We start from the raw sequence: 17,633 nt of genomic DNA, 5'->3' as shown, positions 1-17,633 counted from the left end.
GATTGAGGTATGGTTGACGCCACCGCGTCATTTGACGGCAACCGGCTCGAAGCAATGGAGGCGACGCCGCGCGCGTTGCCTGCGGATCATGCCGGCCTGTCGGTCTCGGTCGCCGACGGTGCGGCACTTGCGGCCTATGCCGAGTTCTGCCGTTCGGCGCTGTTCGCGCCGGCGCAGAGCCCGGCCTGGATCCTGAACTGGGCCAGATATGCCGAAGCGGATACTGTTTTGGCGACGCTGAACGCTGAAGGCAGGCCGGCTTTTTCGTTGGCGCTGGAAGTCACCAGCCGCGGTCCGTTCCGCGTCGCCCGTTTCATGGGCGGCCGCCATGCCAACGGCAATTTCGCCGCCGCCGACCCGCATTGGCTGACCAGGGCGGATGGCGCGGCAATCCGCTCGATGCTGGCGGCGGTCGCCAGGGCGCGGCCGGACATCGACCTCGTCGCACTGGAACGGCTGCTGCCCGATCTCGACGGCGTTGCCAATCCGCTTGCCTCGCTTGCGCATTTTCCCAGCCCCAACTTGTCGCTGGCCGTCGACTTGGCGGGGGGCTTTGATGCACTGCTATCCCGCGCGAGCGGCAAGCGCAGGCGTAAGAGGCACCGCTCGCAGGCGCGCAAGTTAGAAGCCGTCGGCAGCCACCGCCGCATTGAGGCCCAGACAGCGGACGAGGCGAACAGACTGCTTGACGCGTTTTTCGAGATGAAGGAGTTCCGCTTCCGCAAGATGGGCATCGCCAACGTCTTCGGTGAGCCGGAGGTTCGTGCTTTCTTCAGCGCGTTGTTCGTCGAAGCGCTTTCCGACGACAAGCCGTCCTTCGTGTTGCATGGGCTCGAAGTCGCCGGCAAGCTTCGCGCCGTCACCGGATCGAGCCGCTCGGGAAAACGCTTGATCTGCGAGTTCGGAGCGATCGCCGACGACGACCTCGCCCATGCCAGCCCCGGCGACTTCCTGTTCTTCGACAACATCGAGGAAGCCTGCGAGAGGGGATTCGAAGTCTATGATTTCTCGGTCGGCGACGAACCCTACAAGCGACTGTGGTGCGATATCGAGACCCAGCATTTCGAGGTCCTGATTCCGCTGACGATGAAGGGCCGCGCGCTGGTGCTTGTCTTGCGGCAAGGCGCGCGCCTGAAAACCTTCGTCAAGAACAGCCCGACGATCTGGAAGCTGACCAAGATGCTGCGCCGCAAGACGGCCGGACAGGCAGCACGTGCCGCGGGCGAAGACGACAGCTGACCGCTGCCGAGATTTCCGGAGCGTTTGAGCAGAATTATCGAACCCGTCTCAGGCGGCGGAGCGTCGTCCGGGTACCGGCGTCCCCGGCGTTTCATAGCCGACCGGCGTCACCAGCGTCAGGTCGGGATAGCCGCTCTCGATCAGCTCGACTGCGGCCTGCGCCACCTCGTCGTTCGGCTCCAGCAGCGACAGGAAGACCTCGGTGCCCTCGCCGACAAGGCGGTCGATGCCTTGCGCGTCGGCGGGTCCGCATTCGACCACGACCAGATCGTAGGCGGTGGTCAGTGACTGCATGATGATCGGCAGCCGGTCGGCGGCGCGCATGGCGCGGACCGGATCGGCAGTGCCGACGGGAATGACGTGGCAGTCCGAATAGAGATCGGGGTGGATCACGTCGCTGAACTGCGCTTCGGAGGCGAGCAGATTGGTAATGCCCGGGAACAGCCCGCTGTCCAGCATCGGCCGTGAGGCGGCGCCCGAGGCGGTGAGATCGAGCAGGAGCACACGCAGGCCGGCGTCGGAGACCTCACGCGCCACTAGCACCGACGAGGCGGCCGCTTCGTCACCTTCCGGCGACACGAATATGGCGCGCGCCGCCCCGGTTGTGATCAGTTTTTCCACCGCCTTGTCGATTTCGACCTCGCCGAGGGTGGGGCGCGCCGACTTGACGTCCTCGCCAGTTGCTGGGGCAGTTGCTGGCGCCGCGTCAGCCGCCTGCGGCTCTGCCTGGGCTTCGGCCGTCCGATCCTCGAGGTCTTCGATATCGGCCGGTTCGTGATTGGACGGTTCGTGGGCAACCGGCATAGTGACCTGTTCGATCCGATCGAAGCGGGCGCCGGCGGCCGGCCGCATGGCGCGACCCGAAAACAGCTCTTGCAGAAGCGTCACGATCGCCATGAGCAGCAATGAGCCGACGAAGGCCGCAGCGGTGATCGGCAGGATCTTCGGGAAATAGGGCTCGGACGGCGCAACCGCGCGGGAAAAGACACGAGCGTCCACCGGCAGATAGTTGCTGTCCTTGCGCGAAGACGCCTCACGGTAACGGGTCAGGTAGGATTCGAGCAACTGCCGCTGGGCGGTCGCTTCGCGCTGCAGGGCATCCAGTTCGACCTGCTGGTCGCCGGCGCGCGCCGATGCAGCCTTCAGCGTGTTGACGTCGGCGACAAGCTGGTTTTCGCGGGCATGGGCGGTCTGCGCCTGCGTCATCAGCCCTTTCATGATCTTTTCCGCCTCGTTGCGGATCTGGCGGTCGAGATCGGTAAGCTGCGATCTCAGCGCCCGGATGCGCGGATGATTGTCGAGCAAGGAGGTGGAAAGGTCGGCGATGTTGGTCTTGAGCTCGACCTGCCGCTCGCGCAGCCGCTGGATGAGTTCGGAAGACAGCACCTCTGGTACCGCATCCAGCGAGCCGCCATTCTGCAGCGCCCTGCGCACGCTGTCGGCCGTCGCTTCCGCCGATGCGCGATTGGCCCGCACCCGCGACAGTTCGCTGGACAGTTCGGAAAGCTGTTGCGTGGCGAGCACCGAATTGTTGCCGCCCATCAAAAGATCGGACTGGGCGCGGTAGCTTGCTACCTTGGCCTCGGCGTCCTTCACCCGCTTCGACAGGTCGGCGATCTCAGGCGCCAGCCAGTCGGTTGCGGCGGAATTCGATTCGATGTTGGCATTGCCTTGGACCGAGATGTAGGCGTCGGCGATGGCGTTCGGAATTTCGGCGGCGAGCCCGGGATTTTCCGAAGAGAATTCGATGACGATAACCCGTGATTTTTCAACGCGATAGACGTTGAGCTTCTCGCGCATCGTCGTCAGCACGCGTTCTTCAGGCGGAATCTCGTTGGGGTCGCTTTTCAGGCCGGCGATGACGAGCAGACGGCTCAACATCGGCATGTCCGCCGTCTCGTCGAATTCGGGAAGCCGCGACAGATTGAGCTTCTGCGCCACCTGCTTGAGGATGTCGGTCGAAGACACAACCTCGACCTGGCTGGTCACGCCTTCCTCGTCGAGAATCGGCTTGTCGTTGTCATTGGTGCCGTCGGGGCGCGTGTAAACCGATTCGCGCGTCTCGATCAAAAGCCGTGTTTCGGCCCTGTAATGCGGCGTGGCGAGCCAGGTGAGCGCCAACGCCAGGCCGGTTATGACCAGCGCCACGACAAGAATGCGCAGCCAATTCCTCGCAAGGCTTGCGAAGAGCTGCCTGAGATCGACGTCGACATCTGCGGCCACGGATTTAACGGACATGCATCCTGCTCCGGTACTTAAAGCACGTCGCGTTTGAACAGATTCATACGACCCGCTTTAAGCTCTTGTTTTCCTGCATGTCGTTGTCCCAAAACCGCTGCGCACTTTTGGGCGACATGCATTGGTCAGGATGCACCGTAAACAACTATGGTAACTCAGCCGTTAATATCGCGGTAAGTATCTGTTAGGTTTTACTCGCAAGCGCCAACAAAAGCATTAAAACCGGCCGTGTTTTGTCGGTTGTCGCCGCTTCGGACCGCCCGCCTTTACCGGCCATTAACCCTAACGGGATGATAACGGACCTCGATCCCCAGAGTTTGCCGCGGTAACAGCGGCCAATCGAAGGTACGTGTCCGGCCATGAAAAGCACTGCTTCCCTCTTCCGCGCGCTGCTCGCCGTGTCGTTGCTTGCCGGCTGCTCCAGCTACCGGCCGGCGCCGGCCGCTTTTCATAAAATGCTCGACCAGCCTTATCGCCTCGGTGCCGGCGACCGGGTCCGCGTCACCGTGTTCGAGCAGGAAGGATTGACCAACGTCTACAGCGTCGACCAATCCGGTTACCTGTCCATCCCGCTCGTCGGCGCCGTACCGGCGCGCGGCCACACCGCACAGCAACTCGAAGGCGAGATCGCCGACAAATTGCGCCAGGGCTACCTGCGCGATCCGGACGTTTCGGTCGAGATAGACCGCTACCGTCCGATCTTCATCATGGGCGAAGTCGGTGCCGCGGGCCAGTACTCCTATGTTCCCGGCCTGACGGTGCAAAAGGCGATTGCCATCGCCGGCGGTTTCAGCCCGCGCGCCAACCAGGAAAGCGTCGACATCACCCGCGACATCAATGGCAAGGTCATGACCGGTCGCGTGGCCACCTCCGACCCACTCCTGCCCGGCGACACGATCTACGTTCGCGAACGCCTGTTCTAGACCACGTGGCGGACACACTCAGGATCGTCCACTGCTTTCGCTCACCTGTCGGAGGGATTTTTCGTCACGTGCGCGACCTGACCGAGGCGCAGGTCGCCGCCGGGCATGCCGTCGGCATCGTCTGCGATTCGACGACGGGTGGCGATTTTGAGGAACATTTGTTCGAACAAATGAAGGGCAAAATGGCGCTCGGCATCCATCGGACGCCAATGCAGCGGCATGTCGGACCGGGCGATCTCGCCTCGGCCTGGCGCACCTTCGGGCTTATCAAGGGATTGCGGCCGGACGTGCTCCACGGGCACGGCGCCAAGGGTGGCGCCTATGCCCGCCTGTTCGGCTCGTTGTTGCGGGTATCAAGGTCTCGCGTAGCCCGCCTTTATTCGCCTCACGGCGGCTCTCTTCACTATGACGAGACTACCGCCACGGGGAAGCTGTTTTTCGCGCTCGAACGGTTCATGGCGCGCTTCACCGACTATCTTCTGTTTGTCTCCGATTATGAAAGGCAGACATATCACAGGAAGGTCGGCGAACCGCCCATCCCGAACAACCTTGTCTACAACGGCTTGAGCGCCGCCGAGTTCGAGCCGGTGCGAACCGAGCAGAATGCGGCCGATGTCCTCTATATCGGCATGATGCGCGACCTCAAGGGACCGGACATCTTCATCGATGCGCTCGTCCTTGCCGGAACGCGGCTCGGCCGCCCGGTGAAAGCGGTGATGGTGGGCGACGGCGACGACCTGCCGCGCTACCATGCGCAAGTGAAGCGCCTCGGTCTCGAAGGCCATACGCGCTTCCTGCCGCCGATGCCGGCGCGCAAAGCCTTCGCGCTGGCCGAACTGGTTATCGTTCCCTCGCGTGCGGAAGCCATGCCTTACATCGTTCTGGAAACGCTTGCCGCCCGCAAATCGATGATCGCCACCGCCGTCGGCGGCATCCCGGAAATCTTTGGCACCGGCTCCCCTGCCCTGATCCGGCCTGACCCGCGCGAACTCAGCAACAAGATGAGCGCGGCGCTGGCCGACCTCAATGCCTACGGCAGCCTGATGCCCGACAGCGCCGACCTCAAGACGCGATTCGGCGCCGACGTAATGGCCGCCGCGATCGAGACGGCCTATTTCGCCGCGCTCAAGCGGTAACCCCAAAAGGGCGCTAACCCCAAAGCTTCTCTAAAGCCACCTGTTGTTTCAAGGGTTTCTTAGCTCTCTTTTGCTATTCACCTGAGGGAAGCTTTGCGGATGCACCCATGAACGAGATCGATCCCGCACGCCGCTTTTCGATAGACGCGGTGCGCAAATTCGACGGCCCGGCCAGCGGCGGTAACCTTGGCGGGATGAACGACGTCGCCCGTCAGGTCGCGTCGCAATACCGGCGCGATACCATGTCGCCGATCATGGTCAGCGGCGTCTTGCGCATGGTGGAATTCGCGCTGCTGTTCCTGTCGGGCCTCTGCGTCTATTTCTACTATGTCGGCTTCTTCAGCCATCTCGCCTGGCAGTACCCGCTGACGATTGCCGCCGCCTCGTTCCTCGCAGTGGTGCTGCTCGACGTCACCGATTGCTACCAGGTCGTTTCGTTGATGCGGCCGCTCGCCAATTTCGGCCGTCTCCTGCTGGTCTGGGCCGGCACCTTCGCCTTGATGGCGCTGACGGCATTCGCCATGAAGATGTCGGAAGACTATTCGCGCCTGTTTTTCGGCACCTGGTTCGTCGTCGGCTTCATGCTGATCTTCGGCCTGAGGCTGCTGATGTCGAAGCTGATCCGGCGCTGGGCGCGCGACGGGCGCATGGAGCGCCGCGCCGTCATCGTCGGCGGCGGCATGGCGGCGGAAGTCCTGATCCGCTCCGTCGAAAAGCAGCCCTACAACGACATTCGTATCTGCGGCATCTTCGACGACCGCGGTGACAAGCGCTCGCCACCCATCGTCGCCGGCTATCCGAAGCTCGGCACCGTTTCCGAGCTCATCGAGTTCGCCCGCATCGCCCGCATCGACATGCTGATCGTGTCGCTGCCGCTGACCGCCGAATCGCGCGTCCTGCAGCTTTTAAAGAAGCTGTGGGTGCTGCCGGTCGATATCCGGCTCTCGGCGCATTCGAACGCGCTGCAATTTCGGCCGCGCGCCTATTCCTACATCGGCTCGGTGCCGATGCTCGATATCTTCGACAAGCCGATCAACGACTGGGATTCGGTCGCCAAGCGCGCCTTCGACATCGTCTTCTCGATCGTCGGCATCATCGTGTTCTTGCCAGTCATGCTGGTGACCGCGATCGCCATCAAGCTCGACAGCAAGGGACCGGTGCTGTTCCACCAGAAGCGGCATGGCTTCAACAACGAGATCATCGAGGTCTACAAGTTCCGTTCGATGTACACGGACAAGGCGGATCCGACGGCCAAGCAGACGGTGACCAAGAACGACCCGCGCGTCACCCGCGTCGGCCGCTTCATCCGCAAGACCTCGATCGACGAGTTGCCGCAGTTCTTCAATTCGCTTTTCGGTTCGCTGTCGCTGGTTGGGCCGCGCCCGCATGCCATTGCCGCGCAGTCGCACAACCTTCTCTACAATGAGGTGGTCGACGGCTATTTCGCACGCCACAAGGTCAAGCCCGGCGTCACCGGTTGGGCCCAGATCAATGGCTGGCGCGGCGAGATGGACACCAACGAGAAGATCCGCATGCGGACGGAATACGACCTCTATTATATCGAGAACTGGTCGCTGCTGTTCGATCTGAGAATCCTGTTCCTGACACCGATCCGGCTGCTCAATACGGAAAATGCCTATTGAGCGCCGTCACGCATGAGCTGCCGCCGGCTGCAGTCAACGCCAAGCTGATCGCGCTGATTGCGTCGAGCGCGGTTTTCCTCGGCGCCTTCCTGTCCGGCTTCGTCATCGCCGAGCCGGCGCCATACGACCTCTACATGGTCGGGCTGATGGCAGTGTGGGCCTTGTTCGGCCTGCGCATATCGCGCGCGGCGGCGCCGCTGCTGGTGCTGCTGGTGGTCATGAACATCGGCGGCATGATCTCGATGACCCAGATGTCGGATATTGCCGGCACCCCGCTCTATCTCTCTGTGTCGCTGTTCCTCGCCTTCACCGCGGTGTTCTTCGCCTCGGTGACATCGGTCCAGCCAAACCTCTACCGGGTTATCTTCCTGGCCTATGTGATGTCGGCGGTGCTGACCTCGCTGCTCGGCATAGCAGGCTATTTCCATGCCTTTCCCGGGGCGGAGATCTTCACCAAATACGACCGCGCGACCGGCGCCTTTCAGGATCCGAACGTGTTCGGGCCGTTCCTGGTGCTGCCCGGCATTTACCTGCTCTATCTCTTGCTGACAGGCCCTATCTCTCGCATGCCCTTGCTAGCGGTGCCACTGCTGATCATCACGGCCGGCATTTTCTTCTCCTTCTCGCGCGGCGCCTGGGGCATGTTCGGCGTTTCGGCGATCCTGCTTACCGGCGCCCTGTTCCTGCAGAGCGCCAGCGGCAAATTCCGGCTGCGTGTCGCCGTCATGACCATCGCCGCCGTCTCACTGCTGGTCATTGCGATGCTCGTCATCCTGCAGCTGCCGGGCGTCTCGGAGATGTTTTCCAGCCGTGCCCAGCTGGAACAGAGCTACGATACCGCCCGCCTCGGCCGTTTCGCCCGCTACTCGATCGGTTTCCAGATGGCGCTGGAGCATCCGCTCGGCATCGGCCCGCTCGTCTTCGGCACGATTTTCGGCGAGGACACGCACGACATCTGGCTGAAGATGCTGATGGATTATGGCTGGCTCGGCTTCGTGTCGTTCCTGACGATGACCTGCTGGACGATAGCGGCCGGTTTCCGCATTCTCCTGCGCGACAGGCCGTGGCAGCCCTATCTTCTGTGCGCCTATGTCGCCTTCGTAGGCAATATCGGGCTGGGCACCTTCATCGACATAGATCACTGGCGCCACGTCTATCTGCTGCTCGGCCTGATCTGGGGCGCCATCGCATTGGAATACCGTCACCAGCGGCAGTTGCGGCCGGTGGATCTGACCGCGCCGGCGGCTAAGGCATGATGGATTTCTGGGGGCAAGTCGAAGTTTTGAAATGGTCGGAGTGGCCGGATTCGAACCGACGACCCCTTGACCCCCCAGGAAATTGGCCGCACCGCGATTTAGGTCATCTTTTCAATTGGCTACGTCTATCCGTTATCTCCACTTCGGGACTTTTTCCGGGACTTCCTGTCACCGCTTTGCAGCGACTCCATTGCGGCCGCGACCTCTTCATCAAGCACATGCGCGTAGCGCGTGGTTGTCTTGATATCCGCGTGGCTAAGGGCTTTTGGACAGTTTTCAGGTTTCCCGTTTTGCTGAGCAGCTTTGTCGCGAGGTCGTGGCGGAAATCATGGAATCGGAAATCAGAAACATCGGCGAGTTTCCGAATGCGCTTCCACTGCGATTGGAGGCCGCTGTACGTGATCGGGTCGCGATCCCCTTTGATGCGCGCTTTGCCATCACCTTTGTATGAAGCAGTGGCCTTGCGACTACGCTTGGCCACATAGGTGAACACCCACTCATCATGGTGCTGACGGAGCGGAAGTAGAATCGCGCGCACAGTTGGAGGGCATTTTGCGCGAGAGGCTCCACCGCCAGTGTTGCGTTTACGTGCGGAGCGTTCCGCTTGAAGTACGGTCAAGCAGGCCGACTTGGTGACCGCCCATCTGCCGCAACGTCCTGGCGAATTGGCGAATTTTCTTGAGTTCAGCAGCAGGAAGGGAAGCGAACTTTAGGACCGATTTCAAGTGCTCGACGGTCCAGCGACCGGCCGTGATCAGCGTGAATAGTTCATAAGCAGGAATGCCGGCGTACGCTTCGAACGAGGAAAGGTCTTGTCGATCGATTTTGAAGGTAATGGTGCGGCCGCCGAATTGAGCGACGACAGAGTCGTGCGAGGGCGATCCCGCCGCGGCAGGTTGTTGGTTGGTCATGTTGTTTCCTTTGATCTGGCGCAAACCTGCGCGAATCACGCCGAAGTGTTGCTCGTTGCTTGTTCAGATATAAAATAATGGGTTACTAACGCAAGTTGCTATTCGGGTAGCTGTACATATCGATTGCCATGCCCCAGGCTGTACTTGCGGATCTTGGTTCCATTCCCAATGGTTGTCGCCAATTTCGAGGCAATATTAGAGAGCGCCTGGAACTCTGTATCTGGCAAGATAGAAGATACCGCATAACCGACTTCCGTAAGGACGTAGACGGGTATTGCCGGTCTCCCATCTCTTTCTTGCAAAAGATCCTTGGTCCAGGTGATTGTTTCAGATTGCAGAAATGACAGTCCAAACCTCTTGTAGGATGCAAACCACAACTCAATCCCGGCTGCGTTAGTGATTTTTGAAAACATCGATACTTGCCCTAAACCCGGATCGATGAGCAACCCTCCCTCAGTCAGTTGAGCGATCTCGGCAAATGTTAACTCGCCAACAGTTGACTTGGGAAGAAGGTTACCTACCCGCGACTTGCAAACTTTTTCAAACAAAAGCGCGGTGGTGGCGTCGAGTTCATCGACTGCTCTGAGCACCTTGGCAGAGAAGGTACCGGGTTTTCGTATCTCTGCCGCGAGAACACGCCCCCATTTCTCCCTCAGTTCGTCCGTAGTCGCCTCCTCGGCGTAGCGCTCGAACCGATCAATGAAAATGCCTTCGAGGCGATCGCCTCCTGAGGACGCTTCTTGATCTGAAGGAGGTTGCTCGCGGAGGTCTTCAATGGCTGCGGCAACAACGGCTTCCTTATTGTTATGTTGTCCGAATATTTTGCCGAAATGGTTTTCGATGGCGCGCGCCGCCGCTTCAGGATCGGTGTGAAATTTCTCCAATCCCATTGTCGTCAGGGCTTCTATGAACTTTAATCTAGAGTCAGAAATTGCCCTCGCTTCTGCAGTTTTTGCCTCCATTGGGGCGCTAATCCTCTCAAAGACGTTTCCGACCATCCTGTCAAAAGCGGCGATAGCTCTGCTCCTGGCGCTGGCTTTGAGAAGGGTAGGAGTTATTTCCGCCGACACCGACGTTTCTTTGTCGAGATGATCTTCCTTTTCCAAGAACCCAACCCCCTTTAGCCTGAAGCAATAACTGCAGCATCAGGCTAGGAGATGGGCTTTGGCAATGGGCAAGATGCAAGTTCTCCTATTCTTTAAAACTTGTGCACCAACCCAATCCCCTGATCCGCATCGCTGCCTCGGCCCTTGCGACATGGATACGACGCGCGGCGTTGGCGCGACTGTCGGCACGGGTAAGGCTAGCTGACGTAGCATCGCCATAAGCACCCCAAACAATCAAGCTTATTTCCCTCAGCCCTGCCTGTTCGATCGTCCGCATCGGCAGGTCGCCCCGGTCATCCCACGACTCGATTTCACTCCAAAACCCGACTGACACTTGTCCGATATGGCCGCGACCCACGGCGGCGAGCGCTTCCTGACCGCTTGGGGAATCCGGATTAGGAGTGAGCGAGCAAAAGAGACCTATGGCGTCCGACTTTAGCTCCAGCGTTCCATTGCTGACGCGTCCTAGAGGCCGCGCGTCATCGTGAGACCATAGGGACACAACGTCTGGAGACTCGCGCAGCGACTTATCGAATGCTCCGCGCGCGAACTTCTCGATGAACAACCCCGAGATATTTGGCAGGCTGCTGCCATTGGAGCGCATAACCCGAGATGAAAGGCTCAGCCATCAGCCAGCCTCTTCAGGCGTTTCTCGGCTTTGTCCAGCGCGATACGACGAACGATAACCTTCGCTGTATCGCCGCGCTTGGCATGCTGCGCCTCGCCAGGCAACTTCACCATGCGCTGCGCGGGCCGGCCATTGCCTTGCGCCGTTTCGTATTCGCGACGCTCAAACATTGTAGCCAGCCTCCTTCGCTGCCCGCAGCCAGCGATCGAGATGCCCGTCATGCCGGTCGCCGCAGAACGCCGGCGGCAGCGGAACGAGAGCGGTCCACTCAACGCCCTCCGCATTAAAGGCGTCGACCAAGGCGTCGTATTCGACGCGAGCGGCTTTCAGCGGCCGGCGTGGCGCCCATGGAGCCGAGGCAAAGCCGTAGCAGGTTCATGCCGCTGGTGCCGAGGTCGTCCCGCGCCAACCGTCCGGCCAGGAGCGAGGCGATCGAGACGATGCCCCTGTGCGATCGGTTCAACCATGGCAAGGAGTCAACAAACTCCCGCCAAGCAGTTTGTGCCTCTTCCCTTCGAACGGATCCCCAATCGGGTCGGTATAGTCCGATGATGGCTGATTGTGGTTCTTAGGGAAGCGCTCAGGATGCTTAAGCGAATAGCCCGTCATGTGGGCTTTTTCTAAAGGTACGCGCGGTCTGGCCATGGTGTGACCCCCATATTTTCAATTGGAATTCTGTGCGCGATGGGCCCGGAGCGGTCCTCAAAAAGCCGTTGCGCCAGAGAGTTGAAGGCCCCCCAGGGGCGGCCCGTTCACTCGCCGCTGGTATCGCGAAACCAGTCAGATTCATTGTGATCGACTTGACCGGAGTTTCGAACGATCGGGCCAGTAGGCGGCTCAGATTTCGCGCCTTCACGGTACTCGGCCAGCGCGGGATTGAGGAAGGCTGATCGCGGGCGCGACCGGATTACCGTTTTCACTTTCCCTAGGGTGGCGACCTTGATTTGACGCTTCGAACGGCTCCGCTTTGATCTCTTGGCCATATTCTCCCCCAAGCCCACATCGGTACGCTTGAGGTTCACACGGGATTGTGGCGGGCTGATGCCGCAGGTGTTGTCATTGGCCGGCCGCAAGTCTGGCCTTATGGAATAGAACTCGCGCCAGCTTAGGCGCTTGCCGCGGAATGGTCGGTCGGTGTCGCTAGGCATGGTTGATGCCATTGGAACTCCTTCTGTGTTACTGAGAAGGATAGTGTGTATGCATCAAGACTGAGGACTCTTAGGAGTCTGAGGGGCAGATACGTAGTGCCCGTATCCAGTTTTCTCTGCCTCACCTGCCGCCACCATTTTGCGCAGCAGGTAATTCACGTTGGTTAGCTTCATGTCCGCAGCCTCACCGATCTCGGCGGGTGTCATGGCGTTCGTTGCAGTTGCCATGACGTCCATGATCTTCCGCCGCTCGTCCGACCGCTTGACCTCGTCCACATTGCCAAGGACAGACCCTGACGTACTTGATCGGCGCAAACTCCATGCTGAGTAGCGTCTGCGCGTCCACAAAAGGCGTTGGTTTGTTGTTGTCGTTGGAGGCTTGGTGATAGTGGCCAGCCTCGAATTTCGCAGATAAGGGACCAAGCTTTGCCGCCATCGCATCTTGCCCGACATAAGCAGTCGACTGGCTGGCCGGCATATTACAGATGTCCTCAAGCGGCAGATCATCGATAATGGCGTCCGTGATGATATCGACGGCCCGCTCACACGACTCACCCGCGACCTGCACCACGGTTGGTGTGCCATAGCTCCACAGCGTAATGACGGAAACACAGCGTAATGACGGAAACGTCATCGCCCTTCCCTATGAAGCGGCTGAAAGAGTCGGTTAGCGCCGCAAGGCGCGGAAAATCGCCGTGCTCGACGTCACTCCAATGGGGCACCTTTTCCACGGTATTCCTATTGGTGGCCTCCCAATCGGGTTTGCCGTCCTTGAACGGTACCAACACAGGATCGCCGGACAGCATGTCGCAGAACCCAGCAAACTCTTCCCATTCTTGCGGGCGAGGATCGGTATTAGGCGCGGCTACGGTCAATGAACTCTGGCTCCAGCAAGGCTGCGCCAGCGGCCCGCGTGATTTCTGATGCAAGCGGCGAGGCAAAGGTTGCCACGCGTCGTGCGCCCGATTGCGGCGCGTAGACACCGCGGCGCCCATCCGGGCGCTGCACGAGCTTTAGGTTATATAGCCGGCAGCTATCTGTGAGCTCGATATCGAAGTGAGCAACGACATTCCCGAAACCGCCTGGCGGCTCGGGTCGGATTGATAGGATTCGCAATAGTGCTCCTGTTTTTCGCAGTGTGTTGTGCTGGGTTAGAGAGTCGCGAACCGGCACGGATGCAGAACATTGGCCGAGTTACTTCGGGACTTTTTCGGGACTCTGCGTTCCGAAACGGGCGATTTTGAATGCCTTTCGTTCCGAAATAGTGAAAAGGCGCCACGCGGCGCCTTCAAAGGATGCTAGGGATTTCAATGATTTAATGGTCGGAGTGGCCGGATTCGAACCGACGACCCCTTGACCCCCAGTCAAGTGCGCTACCGGGCTGCGCTACACTCCGGACCGGTCGCGATGTATCGTGATAACCCGGTTCGGGTCAACCGAATTCGGCGGCCGTCGTGCCGATGCCCGGCATGGTGGATTTGAAGTTCCTGCTCTGTTGGGGCGTCGTCAGCATTCAGGAACTTCAAATCCAGAATCACACTCGTTTGTCTGGCTTGATCCTCTGGCGTCGCTGCTATGAGACGGGTCGTCGATTTTCCACGGATTGCGTCAGCACGGCTGTATTGATCAGCGCGTTTTCCGGAAGCCGAAGCGCGGAGGCTATTCGCCGAAGCTTCGACGGATCGGCATTCTTGCCGTTCTCGATGTCCGCGATTTCATCGACCGCCAGGCCGCACGTCAGAGACAGCTCTTCCATGCTGTATCCCCTGGTCTCTCTGATGGCCTTGAGGGCGCTGTGGTCGGGCGCAGCTTCGGTCGCCGACAGTTCGGAAAAAGCTTCGCTTGTTGCTATTTGGGGCATTGGCAACTCCGTGGATTCAAAGAGTTTGATCAAATCAAGATGTTGCCTGAGACGGCGCAGAGAATGCCCTCTCGGTAGTGATTTGCCAAGCGCCAAAGGTGCCGTCACGGCATCGTGATGCCGATCGGCGCAGCCCCGGCACAGGCCTCGGCGGCACCCGCACGGGACCGCCATTCCGATCGAGTTCTTTGATTGGCCGATCGCCGAAATTGTTCGACTTCCCTTGTTTAACCGGCTGTCGCTGGCTCGGCAGCCGTTTTGAAAGGACGGCGGAAGCCTGATGCAACGCCGAACGCATCAGGGCTGCGAATTTTTTGACCGATGCGTGAACCTTTCCTCTCCGGGCCGCACCAAGACGGTATGGGACGCCATAAGACGATCCCCAACCGGGAAGGACGCCCTGACGGCGATCCTCGATGCAGAGAAGGAAATGCTCAAATGACTGATATTTCGAACTTCAAGCGCCTTTCGCTCGCCGCCGCCATTGTTGTCTCGGCCTTCGGCTCCATTTCCGTTCCGAGCTCGGCCTTCGCCAACGGCACGCATCCGAGCGGCGGCGCGGTTTGTAAGGGCGCGGGTCACTGCCTGGTGCTGCAGCTCGACTGCAAGGGCACATACATGGATGCCACCGACTCCAACGGCACCGTCTACGGTAAATGCAGTCAGACCGCGCAGGTCAGCCCGAAGAACAAGCTCGAGCTCGCGCGTTGATCAACTTGTTATCAACGAAAATGGCGCCGCCATTTTCTTGTCTCAACGTGCCGATCTCGATCTCGTTCGCGACGTTTTCTGCTGGCGGCTGAGGAACAGGCTTGCGACGAGCCCGACCACAACCAGCCCGACAGCAGCCGCTGTCGCCGGGTGATCGCGGGCTGTCTTTTCTATCACCCTGCTATGCCTCCTGATCACAGGCAGAGCCTCACTGAAGCGCTCGGCAAGATCCGAATAGTAGTCCGAGGCGGTGTCACGCCCGTCCTCGTAATAGGCGCTGCCGCGCCTGGACACGGCTTTTCTCAGCGCCGCCAGTTCCCTGGAGAGGGCTGCGACCTGCTTTTCAAGGTCAATGTCGGAGAGGGTCGAAAATGATACCATGACATGCTTCCTTCCTTTGCGAAAAGGAACGCATGATTTCGGAAGCAGTTCCGGTTTCTGACGGCAATCGGTCGGCCCTTAAAGCGCGTCGCGTCTGAAGGGGTTCATGCGACCCGCTTTAAGTTCTTTTATCCATGTCGTTATCCCAGACCGCTGCGCGCCCTCATGTCAGGCCTGAGGGTATGCCTTTGGGCGACATGGACTACAGCGCCGCGCGTCCTATTGGACGCGCAAAGGACGCTGTAGCACTTTAATTTTGCGTACGATCCTTTCCGAAAATCGATTCCGATTTTTGGGATCATGCGCTAGCGCACCTGATCGAGCAGGCGCTTGCATTCCAGCAGGTCGAACAGCGCTTCCTGCAGCAAGGCGCGGTTGTCGCGCGAGAGTTTCGACGTGCCTGGCTGCACCGGGCCTTCGTCGTCGGTCTTGCCCAGGCCGAAAAAGCGCCGGCTGGGTTTCACCTTGGGCTCGCCGACCAGCATCTCGTCATCGGCGCCGCGCGGCTGGGCCGCGGGCGTCAGCGGCACCGCATCGGCCTGCCGGCGTTGTGAGATCGCCTCGACGGCCGCCATGTCGCCACTGCCGATGGCGACCAGGAAATGGTTGCCGTTCTCGCGCAGCAGCTTCTGCACGCCCTTGATCGTATAGCCCTGGTCGTAGAGCATGTGGCGGATGCCCTTGATCAGTTCGACATCCTGCGGCCGATAGTAGCGGCGGCCGCCGCCGCGCTTCATCGGTTTGATCTGGTTGAAACGCGTTTCCCAGAAACGCAGCACATGCTGCGGCAGGTCGAGATCTTCTGCGACCTCACTGATGGTGCGGAAAGCATCGGGGCTCTTGTCCATGGGCGAAATCCTCACGCTGGAGCATGATCCCGAAAAGTGGGAATCGGTTTTCGGCCAAGATCACGCTCAACAAAGAGTCATTCCGATCCGGCTTGTTCTTCCGAATCGGGCCTTATTTCAGCGGTTTATAAAACAATATTCAAGCCCGGCGTCAAAGGGGGCAACCGTTTTCAACCGGGCTTTTGAAGCGCAGGCGCTATTTGCTGCCCTTGGCTTTGCTGTTCTGGTGGGCGCGCAGAATGCGGTTCTTCAGCACATTCGACGATTTGAAGGTCATGACGCGGCGCGGCAGGATCGGCACTTCCTCGCCGGTTTTCGGATTGCGCCCGATGCGCTCGTTCTTGGAACGGACATGGAACGTCGCGAACGACGACAATTTCACCGTCTCACCGCGAACGATAGCTTCGCAAATCTCGTCCAGAACCGCTTCGACGAGCTCGGCCGATTCAGTGCGCGACAAGCCAACCTTGCGATAAACGGCTTCAGCAAGATCGGCGCGCGTAAGTGTCTTTCCCCCCATGCGAACCGTCCCCATCAGCGCTCAAAAACATAACTCTATATAAGCAAAGATAGAGCCTAAGTAATTGATCCGGCAAGGTCAAGGACCGAACCTGTCAGTTCGGCACTTACCAGCGAACCAAAACCGCGCCCCAGGTGAAGCCCCCGCCCATCGCCTCGATCAGCACCAGATCACCCTTCTTGATACGGCCGTCGGCGACCGCCACCGAAAGAGCCAGCGGCACGGAAGCCGCCGAGGTGTTGCCGTGCAAATCGACCGTAACCACCACCTTTTGCTCTGCTATCCCGAGCTTTTTGGCTGAAGCGTCGATAATCCGTTTATTGGCCTGATGCGGCACGAACCAGTCGAGATCCTCAGCGGTGATGCCCGCAGCTGAGAACGTCGCCTCGATGACGTCGGTGATCATGCCGACCGCGTGCTTGAACACTTCGCGGCCTTCCATCCTGAGATGCCCCACCGTTCCGGTGGTCGACGGTCCACCATCGACGAACAGCTTGTCCTTGTGGGCCCCGTCGGAGCGCAGGCTGGCCGCCAGCACGCCGTGGTCGGCAATGCTGCCCGCCCCCTCTCCTGCTTCCAGCACCATCGCCCCGGCGCCGTCGCCAAACAGGACGCAGGTCGAGCGGTCGCTCCAGTCGAGGATGCGCGAGAAGGTTTCCGAGCCGATCACCAGCACGCGTTTGGCCAGACCGCCGCGGATATAGAGGTCGGCTGTCGTAACCGCATAGACGAAGCCCGAGCACACTGCCTGCAGATCGAAGGCGAAGCCGTGATGCATGCCGAGCCGGTTCTGGATGTCGACGGCGGTCGCCGGAAAGGTGTTGTTGGGCGTCGACGTCGCCAGCACGATCAGGTCGATATCGGCAGGCGTCAGGCCGGCATTGTCGAGGGCTGCGCGCGCCGCCGCCTCGCCGAGCGAAGCCGTGGTCTCGTCGTCGGCCGCGATATGGCGTTGGCGGATGCCGGTGCGCTGGGCGATCCATTCGTCGGAGGTCTCGACCATGCCTTCGAAATCGGCATTCTTCATGATGCGGCGGGGCAGCGCGGCGCCTGTGCCGCGCACGACTGATCTGATCAAGGCTCT

The 17,633-nt window shown here is 60.1% G+C and carries 19 protein-coding genes and 1 tRNA gene; 6 read left to right on the top strand and 14 right to left on the bottom strand.

Translation table 11 applies throughout. The features are described from left to right. Positions 1–9: 9 nt before the first annotated feature. Entirely contained in the window at positions 10–1,239 is a 1,230-nt protein-coding gene (locus ACWUKX_RS07965; protein ID WP_456005559.1) for a GNAT family N-acetyltransferase, read from the top strand. Positions 1,240–1,287: 48 nt separating this feature from the next. Here ACWUKX_RS07965 and ACWUKX_RS07960 read toward each other — a convergent pair whose 3' ends face one another. Next, entirely contained in the window at positions 1,288–3,477 is a 2,190-nt protein-coding gene (locus ACWUKX_RS07960) for a GumC family protein (RefSeq protein WP_456005557.1), read from the bottom strand. A gap of 359 nt (positions 3,478–3,836) precedes the next feature. On the opposite strand from ACWUKX_RS07960, the gene ACWUKX_RS07955 reads away from it, so the two are divergent. The 4 genes from ACWUKX_RS07955 (at position 3,837) to ACWUKX_RS07940 (ending at position 8,435) form a co-directional block, all read left to right on the top strand. Next, positions 3,837–4,400 carry a polysaccharide biosynthesis/export family protein gene (locus ACWUKX_RS07955; protein WP_455838138.1) on the top strand — a complete coding sequence of 188 codons (564 nt, stop codon included), beginning with the start codon at positions 3,837–3,839 and terminating at the stop codon, positions 4,398–4,400. A gap of 5 nt (positions 4,401–4,405) precedes the next feature. Next, positions 4,406–5,536, top strand: coding sequence for a glycosyltransferase family 4 protein (locus ACWUKX_RS07950; protein ID WP_455838137.1), 1,131 nt, complete (start codon positions 4,406–4,408; stop codon positions 5,534–5,536). A 107-nt stretch (positions 5,537–5,643) separates the two neighbouring features. Further along, entirely contained in the window at positions 5,644–7,179 is a 1,536-nt protein-coding gene (locus ACWUKX_RS07945; protein WP_456005554.1) for an undecaprenyl-phosphate glucose phosphotransferase, read from the top strand. Then, entirely contained in the window at positions 7,176–8,435 is a 1,260-nt protein-coding gene (locus tag ACWUKX_RS07940) for an O-antigen ligase family protein (RefSeq protein ID WP_456005551.1), read from the top strand. Before ACWUKX_RS07945 ends, ACWUKX_RS07940 begins: the two co-directional genes overlap by 4 nt. Positions 8,436–8,538: 103 nt before the next feature. Here the strand turns inward: ACWUKX_RS07940 and ACWUKX_RS07935 are convergent, their stop codons facing one another. The 9 genes from ACWUKX_RS07935 to ACWUKX_RS07895 all read right to left on the bottom strand — a co-directional run bounded on the left by ACWUKX_RS07935 (position 8,539) and on the right by ACWUKX_RS07895 (position 14,122). After that, positions 8,539–8,916, bottom strand: a complete 378-nt coding sequence (locus ACWUKX_RS07935; RefSeq protein ID WP_456005915.1) for a tyrosine-type recombinase/integrase — start codon at positions 8,914–8,916, stop codon at positions 8,539–8,541. A gap of 103 nt (positions 8,917–9,019) precedes the next feature. Further along, positions 9,020–9,346 (bottom strand): hypothetical protein, encoded by a 327-nt coding sequence (locus ACWUKX_RS07930; protein WP_456005549.1) that lies wholly within the window; start codon positions 9,344–9,346, stop codon positions 9,020–9,022. A 98-nt stretch (positions 9,347–9,444) separates the two neighbouring features. Beyond that, a complete protein-coding gene (locus tag ACWUKX_RS07925; RefSeq protein WP_456005546.1) occupies positions 9,445–10,452 on the bottom strand; it encodes a DUF2806 domain-containing protein in 1,008 nt (335 codons plus the stop codon). 85 nt (positions 10,453–10,537) lie between these two features. Continuing rightward, complete coding sequence (locus ACWUKX_RS07920; protein ID WP_456005543.1) at positions 10,538–11,056, bottom strand: HK97 family phage prohead protease; 519 nt, start codon at positions 11,054–11,056, stop codon at positions 10,538–10,540. A 17-nt stretch (positions 11,057–11,073) separates the two neighbouring features. Next, on the bottom strand, positions 11,074–11,301 hold the full coding sequence (locus tag ACWUKX_RS07915) for a hypothetical protein (RefSeq protein WP_456005541.1): 228 nt from the start codon (positions 11,299–11,301) through the stop codon (positions 11,074–11,076). 531 nt (positions 11,302–11,832) lie between these two features. After that, on the bottom strand, positions 11,833–12,240 hold the full coding sequence (locus ACWUKX_RS07910; RefSeq protein ID WP_456005539.1) for a hypothetical protein: 408 nt from the start codon (positions 12,238–12,240) through the stop codon (positions 11,833–11,835). 172 nt (positions 12,241–12,412) lie between these two features. Next, positions 12,413–12,862 carry a hypothetical protein gene (locus ACWUKX_RS07905; protein ID WP_456005537.1) on the bottom strand — a complete coding sequence of 150 codons (450 nt, stop codon included), beginning with the start codon at positions 12,860–12,862 and terminating at the stop codon, positions 12,413–12,415. A 685-nt stretch (positions 12,863–13,547) separates the two neighbouring features. Then, a tRNA-Pro gene (locus ACWUKX_RS07900) sits at positions 13,548–13,624 on the bottom strand. 177 nt (positions 13,625–13,801) lie between these two features. Further along, positions 13,802–14,122 (bottom strand): helix-turn-helix domain-containing protein, encoded by a 321-nt coding sequence (locus tag ACWUKX_RS07895; RefSeq protein WP_456005535.1) that lies wholly within the window; start codon positions 14,120–14,122, stop codon positions 13,802–13,804. 405 nt (positions 14,123–14,527) lie between these two features. On the opposite strand from ACWUKX_RS07895, the gene ACWUKX_RS07890 reads away from it, so the two are divergent. Continuing rightward, the gene (locus ACWUKX_RS07890; RefSeq protein ID WP_456005532.1) at positions 14,528–14,800 is read left to right on the top strand and encodes a hypothetical protein; all 273 of its coding nucleotides are present in this window, start codon (positions 14,528–14,530) and stop codon (positions 14,798–14,800) included. A 42-nt stretch (positions 14,801–14,842) separates the two neighbouring features. Here ACWUKX_RS07890 and ACWUKX_RS07885 read toward each other — a convergent pair whose 3' ends face one another. The 4 genes from ACWUKX_RS07885 to ACWUKX_RS07870 all read right to left on the bottom strand — a co-directional run bounded on the left by ACWUKX_RS07885 (position 14,843) and on the right by ACWUKX_RS07870 (position 17,627). Continuing rightward, positions 14,843–15,181, bottom strand: a complete 339-nt coding sequence (locus ACWUKX_RS07885; protein ID WP_456005530.1) for a hypothetical protein — start codon at positions 15,179–15,181, stop codon at positions 14,843–14,845. A gap of 305 nt (positions 15,182–15,486) precedes the next feature. After that, positions 15,487–16,029, bottom strand: coding sequence for a MerR family transcriptional regulator (locus ACWUKX_RS07880; RefSeq protein WP_065008065.1), 543 nt, complete (start codon positions 16,027–16,029; stop codon positions 15,487–15,489). 196 nt (positions 16,030–16,225) lie between these two features. Further along, a complete protein-coding gene (locus tag ACWUKX_RS07875) occupies positions 16,226–16,549 on the bottom strand; it encodes an integration host factor subunit alpha (RefSeq protein ID WP_095485783.1) in 324 nt (107 codons plus the stop codon). 106 nt (positions 16,550–16,655) lie between these two features. After that, positions 16,656–17,627 (bottom strand): beta-ketoacyl-ACP synthase III, encoded by a 972-nt coding sequence (locus ACWUKX_RS07870; RefSeq protein WP_065008063.1) that lies wholly within the window; start codon positions 17,625–17,627, stop codon positions 16,656–16,658. Positions 17,628–17,633: the final 6 nt, after the last annotated feature.

This window comes from Mesorhizobium sp. f-mel (assembly GCF_053850215.1).
Note: the sequence above shows the minus strand (reverse complement) of the source record. Positions and strands in the feature narration are given on the sequence as shown.